The sequence below is a fragment of the Mycobacterium timonense genome (genome assembly GCF_025821985.1).
GTDB classification, from domain to species: Bacteria; Actinomycetota; Actinomycetes; order Mycobacteriales; family Mycobacteriaceae; genus Mycobacterium; species Mycobacterium avium.
Map to the genome: position 1 here is coordinate 1 of NZ_JACKSY010000067.1, position 5,211 is coordinate 5,211.

General features: G+C 62.8%; 9 protein-coding genes and 3 pseudogenes. 6 read left to right on the forward strand and 6 right to left on the reverse strand.

Going from position 1 to position 5,211, the window contains the following annotated elements; all coding sequences use genetic code 11:
- Both H7I87_RS18340 and H7I87_RS29325 read left to right on the forward strand, forming a co-directional pair.
- A pseudogene (locus H7I87_RS18340) lies at window positions 1-350 on the forward strand (Rv2018 family toxin-antitoxin system antitoxin); the annotation flags it as partial.
- Complete coding sequence (locus H7I87_RS29325) at window positions 322-693, forward strand: PIN-like domain-containing protein (protein ID WP_443677348.1); 372 nt, start codon at window positions 322-324, stop codon at window positions 691-693. The pseudogene H7I87_RS18340 and the gene H7I87_RS29325, both read left to right, overlap by 29 nt.
- 132 nt (window positions 694-825) lie before the next feature.
- Here H7I87_RS29325 and H7I87_RS18350 read toward each other — a convergent pair whose 3' ends face one another.
- From H7I87_RS18350 to H7I87_RS18370, 5 genes are all read right to left on the reverse strand, one after another.
- Window positions 826-1,065 (reverse strand): hypothetical protein, encoded by a 240-nt coding sequence (locus H7I87_RS18350; protein WP_142277700.1) that lies wholly within the window; start codon window positions 1,063-1,065, stop codon window positions 826-828.
- A gap of 140 nt (window positions 1,066-1,205) precedes the next feature.
- A complete protein-coding gene (locus tag H7I87_RS18355; protein WP_063967130.1) occupies window positions 1,206-1,580 on the reverse strand; it encodes a hypothetical protein in 375 nt (124 codons plus the stop codon).
- Window positions 1,577-2,197 carry a hypothetical protein gene (locus tag H7I87_RS18360; protein WP_063967129.1) on the reverse strand — a complete coding sequence of 207 codons (621 nt, stop codon included), beginning with the start codon at window positions 2,195-2,197 and terminating at the stop codon, window positions 1,577-1,579. The genes H7I87_RS18355 and H7I87_RS18360 overlap by 4 nt, the downstream gene beginning before the upstream one ends.
- 28 nt (window positions 2,198-2,225) lie before the next feature.
- Window positions 2,226-2,597 carry a hypothetical protein gene (locus H7I87_RS18365; protein WP_264002807.1) on the reverse strand — a complete coding sequence of 124 codons (372 nt, stop codon included), beginning with the start codon at window positions 2,595-2,597 and terminating at the stop codon, window positions 2,226-2,228.
- Window positions 2,588-2,794 carry a hypothetical protein gene (locus tag H7I87_RS18370; protein WP_063967127.1) on the reverse strand — a complete coding sequence of 69 codons (207 nt, stop codon included), beginning with the start codon at window positions 2,792-2,794 and terminating at the stop codon, window positions 2,588-2,590. Before H7I87_RS18370 ends, H7I87_RS18365 begins: the two co-directional genes overlap by 10 nt.
- Before the next feature lie 219 nt (window positions 2,795-3,013).
- On the opposite strand from H7I87_RS18370, the gene H7I87_RS18375 reads away from it, so the two are divergent.
- The 3 genes from H7I87_RS18375 (at window position 3,014) to H7I87_RS18385 (ending at window position 4,286) form a co-directional block, all read left to right on the forward strand.
- Window positions 3,014-3,202 carry a hypothetical protein gene (locus H7I87_RS18375; RefSeq protein WP_045374725.1) on the forward strand — a complete coding sequence of 63 codons (189 nt, stop codon included), beginning with the start codon at window positions 3,014-3,016 and terminating at the stop codon, window positions 3,200-3,202.
- Window positions 3,199-3,900, forward strand: coding sequence for an Rv1815 family serine proteinase (locus H7I87_RS18380; RefSeq protein WP_231113853.1), 702 nt, complete (start codon window positions 3,199-3,201; stop codon window positions 3,898-3,900). Before H7I87_RS18375 ends, H7I87_RS18380 begins: the two co-directional genes overlap by 4 nt.
- Window positions 3,901-4,004: 104 nt before the next feature.
- Complete coding sequence (locus H7I87_RS18385) at window positions 4,005-4,286, forward strand: helix-turn-helix domain-containing protein (RefSeq protein WP_139800267.1); 282 nt, start codon at window positions 4,005-4,007, stop codon at window positions 4,284-4,286.
- On the opposite strand, the pseudogene H7I87_RS18390 reads toward H7I87_RS18385, so the two are convergent.
- Window positions 4,248-4,799: pseudogene (locus tag H7I87_RS18390) on the reverse strand (exonuclease domain-containing protein); the annotation flags it as partial. The gene H7I87_RS18385 and the pseudogene H7I87_RS18390 overlap by 39 nt on opposite strands.
- A 171-nt stretch (window positions 4,800-4,970) precedes the next feature.
- On the opposite strand from H7I87_RS18390, the pseudogene H7I87_RS18395 reads away from it, so the two are divergent.
- Window positions 4,971-5,211: pseudogene (locus tag H7I87_RS18395) on the forward strand (hypothetical protein); the annotation flags it as partial.

A 5,211-nucleotide genomic window follows, 5' to 3' on the forward strand; every position in this document is an offset into this window, starting at 1 on the left:
TCGCTCAACGGGCCGGCGAAGGCAGCCCCGACGAACAAGTCGTCAAAGGCCTCATCGTGCCGAGATCCGGCCAGTACGTCTTCAAAGACATCGTTGCGCACTACCTCAAGCAAATCCGTTTCGGCGACGACAAATTCGCCGAAATGATCCGCCTCCCTCAGTACGGCGCCGCCGACGTAGTGCTTGACCCGTATCGGGGATACGGCCAACCTGTCTTCGACAAGAGTGGTGCCAAAGTCGCCGACGCCCTAGGTCCGCTGCGCGCCGGCGAAACATTCGAAACGGTCGCCCACGACTACGGCGTGACCGAAGCCGAACTCCGTGACGCCCTCGACGCCATCGCCGCCTGACCCACTCGCGGCCCAACTCCCGCACGTCTTCATCGACCGTAGCCTCGGCGCAATCCAGCTACCCAAGCTCCTCCGCGCCGCAGGCATCGCACTAACGACAATGCGTGAGCACTACGGAGAAACACGCGCCCAAACCGTGGCCGACAACGAGTGGATCGCCCTCACAGCACAGCGCGGTTGGATCGCCTTCCACAAAGACGACAACATCCGCCGAAATGAATGGGGCGCCGCCGGGGCGAGCCGTTGGTGCGGATCGTCGACGTCGAGGTGGTCTCGGTTCGACGGGAGCCTCTGGCCGCGATCACCCAGGCTGACTGTGCGCTGGAAGGCTTTCCAGAGATGAGCCCGGCACAATTCGTGGAATTCTTCTGTGCCACGCATCCTCAGTCCACGCCGGCAACTGAAGTAACTCGGATCGCGTGGCGCTACCTCGACAGCTATATCAGGGGTAGCGGTTGGGCGCTGCCTGTGGGGCTTATCGGCTGCCGGCCTGGGCCAGCGCGACAGCGTGTTGAACTTCAGCTAACTTGCCGTCGACCACCTCGACGAACAGTTTCGGGTCGTTGATGTTTATCTGCCGCATCCTAGATACATCGGTGATCGCGGCGGCAATTCGTTGGGAGGCTTGAGGATTGGCGGCTACGATTGGTAGCGCCGCTGCTCGTCGCATCAAAGCCGTTGCAGCCACTATGAAACTTTCGAATTTGTCGTCCACCTGCTCTGTTCCCTTCGTCGATGACCAGTTGGGATCAGGCTATGGGAGGCATGTGGCTTACGCGACGGCCAAACCGTATTGATTTCACGGGTCCCAACAGCCGCGCTTCGGGCGGTGGCGACCGTTTGCCGGTCGCCCTGCTAAGGGTGCCCGCGCTCCTGGTCGATCAGTGCTATCTCGGCGTCGAGCGCCGCCTGCGTCCCGTCATCGATTACACGGTCGGCGGTCTCGTTGTCGAGTTCGTAGACACCATCGATGGGCCCCTCGGTCAAGTGCCGACGGACAGCTTCCACCTTCCAATTGGCATTCTTGGGGTCGCGCATTCGGGCGAGCTCCTCAGCGTGCAGCGCTCGGCGTGCCTCTTCGGCGTCGCGGCCCGAGACTGACCAGTCGGCGCCCGGGTAGCAGGCAATCCACGTTCCGTCGGGCTGCTCGGTTATGGACGGCCGGAACACGAAAGAGATATTCCGCTCGGCCATTAGGCGCTCGACGTCGGCCTGTGTTTCGATCTTCATGGCATGCCTCCGGTGATGTCGATCGGTGAATGTCTCCAGATGATTGAACCGTCGCTTTGCAGGAATTCACAGATGAAGCCGGGTACCAGGCTCGCCGGCGTGCACCAGATGATGTAGCCGGCCGGCGGTTCGAGTGCTACCTGGCCGGCGGCAACCGCGAGAGCTGTGCGTGGAACCTCGGGAAGTCGTTGTGCTGCTTCGGCGAATCGCGCTGCGGCGGTGGCGACGACGTTGTGTGCTTCGTTGATGCGGGCAATGCCGGCCTGAAGTAGAGCGCCTTTGCCGAATGCGCTATCGGCCATTGGCTTGAGCGTGGCTTTGTCGTTGGCCCAAGCGGTTTCGATCGCCTCAAGGGCACTGTGGGCGTCTCGTGAAATCGTGCTGGCTTCAGCGAAGACGGTGGCCGCGGTGCTTCGGGCCTGGTGCAGTTCGTCGCGAAGGTTTTCGAGGTGCTGGGTGGCCGTGCGGGCGCGTTCGGCGGTCTCTCCGTCCCAGTTCGGGGAGGCCGGTGATCCGGTTTGGTTTGGCGTCGCCCACTCGGTGGGGCCTGCGCCTGTTCCGAGCACGCGCCGGGCGGCTGCGAGGTGGGCGTCAACCAGATGTTCTGCGTCGCTCATGGCTTGAAATCAACTTGACGGGAATCGTTTACGCCAAGAGCTGCTGTGCGCGCTGGTGTGAAATTCCGAGCGCTGTGCCGATGTCTCGGACTGTGAGTCCCCGGGCTTTGAGTTCTCGTGCTGCTGCGCGGCGTTCGCGCGCGGGGGCGCGTGCGGCGTCTTCGCTGTACTTGCGGGCGAGCTCGAGGTGGTGTCGTACGTGCTCGGGCAGCTCGATGCGGACGTCGAGGTGGAATGAGTCGTCGGGGATTTCGTTGAGCAGTGCGATGAGGTCGCGGGCCATCGGTTCGACTTCGGCGAGGTTTCGGGCCTGGGTGTACTGGTCGAGTTCGGGGATGTGCACGAGCCAGTAGCGGTCACCACGGGTGGCGACCGCCGTGAAGGCCGTGGTCAACGCCACCACCCCTTCCCTAGTTTCGGTTCGCATTGTTTGTAGATCTTGATGGCCAGGTAGCCGTCGAGCTGCTGGTGGCGTGCGATCGGGATGATCAGCCTGTCGAGGTTGTAGATGGTGTGGTTTCCTCCTTCGCGCTGTATGTCGAAGCTCAGTCCCGCCTTCTTGGCGGCCTTGGTGATTTTCTCGACGAACCTTCTCATCTCAACCGCCCTTGAACCATGGAGAAGACCACAGTCAAGAAGCTAGCAAGCTATAACAGCAGCAAGCATGGAATCATAAAAGCCAACAAGCACGGAAGCCAGCAATCACGAGACCATGCGCGGGAGCGAGCTTGTCCTCTACCAATCAAGCAATGGAGCTAGCTAGCATCTCTGTGAGATGCGCGTCCTGTGAGCGCGCCAGTCAGGAGAGAGGCGCTGATGCCCGAGCCAGCCGCCGGCGACGACCAGGTCCAAATCAGCTTCCGCGTGCCCTACGAGCTGAAAATGCGATTCGAACAGGCCGTTCTGTACCGGTCGGTGCGCGAGCGGCGCAAAGTCACCGCCACCGCGGCGCTGATCGAGCAAGTAGAGGCGTTCATCGAGCACGAGGAAAGGCAACGCGCGTGACGATCCGACTGAGGGGGCTGTTCACCGCGGCCGCCGCATTGCTGATCACGGCCAGCGTGGCTCTTCTTGCACCGCCGGCATCCGCCGCCAACACGATGGTCTTCCCGGGAATGACGATCGTGCAGGGCAGCACCAAATGCACCCTCGCCTACGTCGACACCACCAATCACATCGGCTACTCGGCCGGCCACTGCAACAGCGACGGCCAGGTCCGCGACACGGCCGGCAACCGCATCGGCACCGTTCTCTACTCACACACCAATCGCGCCGGCCAACCCACCACCGGATCACAAGACACAGTGATCGACTACGAAGCCATCAGCCTCCAGCGCTCCGCCGGCACCGTCACCAACCTGCTCGGCCCCACCTTCACCCGGCCACTAATCACCCAACCCGGCCTGCAGCCGCAGCCTGGCATGCCGGTCTGCCACCTCGGAGCCACCACCGGCCGCTCCTGCGGCCTCATCGCCGACGTCCACCCCGGCTGGTTCACCATCAACCCCGGCCGATACGACCTGACCAGTGACCACGGCGACTCCGGCGGCCCGGTCTACACCTACACCCGCGCCAGCGGCGCCAACCCGGTGCTGATCGGCATCTTCCGCGGCCGCCACGGCCAACAGCTCGCCGCGGTCAGCTGGCCAGACACCCAGCAACAAGCCCTCAAGGACGCCACCGCCACACCGTCCAACAACTAACAGCAGGCCAGAGCTCGGGCGATAAAGTGAGGGCCACCTCGTGAAAGGTCCTCGTTATGCCCTCACCGCAACCGGCAGCACACTTCACCGACACCGCGGTGAACATGCAGGTGAGAGCTGAGCTGATCGATGCGATCAACCACCGCATCGCGGCCAACGGATGGACTCAAGCCGAAGCGGCCCAACGCCTCAACGTGACCCAGCCCCGCATCTCCTACTTAGCTCGCCGCCAAATCGACCGGTTCAGCGTGGATGCGCTGCTCAACATGGCCGCGCTGGCTGGCCTTCAGATCGAAATCGCCGTCCACACCAAACAACGCGAACTCGGCCGCACTGCCCGGCGCCCGGATCGGCAGCGGCACACCGAGAGCACGCGCACGGTCTAAGGCGCGCATCAGCACCTGTGTCAGCACCACGGCGTCGTCGAAGGCGTCGTGCGGACGCCTCTGCGTGATCTCCCAGTATTTGGCCAAGGTGCTCAATTTCAGGTTGTCGGTGCCCAACTGGAGTCGGCTGGCCAGCTCGACCGTGCACATCACAGCCTCAACAGGTAGCGCGACACCGGCGATGCGCGCTTCGGCGGCCAGGAATGCGTAATCGAACGCGGCGTTGTGGGCCACCAGTATTCGCCCCTGAAGCAGCTCGGCCAGGTCGGCAGCGACATCGGCGAAGCGGGGGTGCCCGGCGAGCATGTCGCGGGTCAAGCCGTGGATGTCTGTCGGCCCCGGATCCACTCCCGGGTTGAGCAGACTGACAACCGCCCGCTCTATGACGCCGCTCGGGGACATTGCGAGGGCGGCAAGGCTTATCACCCGGGATGTCTCGGGATGCATCCCCGATGTTTCGACGTCGACGACAGCCCAACTCCGATGGCTATCGAATGGCCGCTGGTAGATCATGCCGATAGCATTCCAGCACCCACCGACAGCGAAGCGGGTTCATCTCAACGCGGTGCGGGGGAGCGCGCTGATAAGCCCGCTTATCAGCAACACCTCTTGGCAAAACCCAAACGCGCCAGTTCACTTGACATCAAACGTATTTCACGCAGGACGAGGTCCAAGGAAAGATGGATGACAAACGAGAACGCAAAAGCGATCAGTAGCGCAACGCGCCGGCAGACGTTTGGTCACAACAACGTCGACTGGCCCGTCAACGTACTGGCTATCACGCCCGAGGAGGATCCCGTCATGCAGACATCAAGCCCCAGCGCGGTCCCGGCCGACTACACGGCCAACACCGACACCGTTCCCGTTGGCCTGAACGGTTCGCAACGCGAACGTTACCTCGGCCTCGATCGCACACAACGCAGGA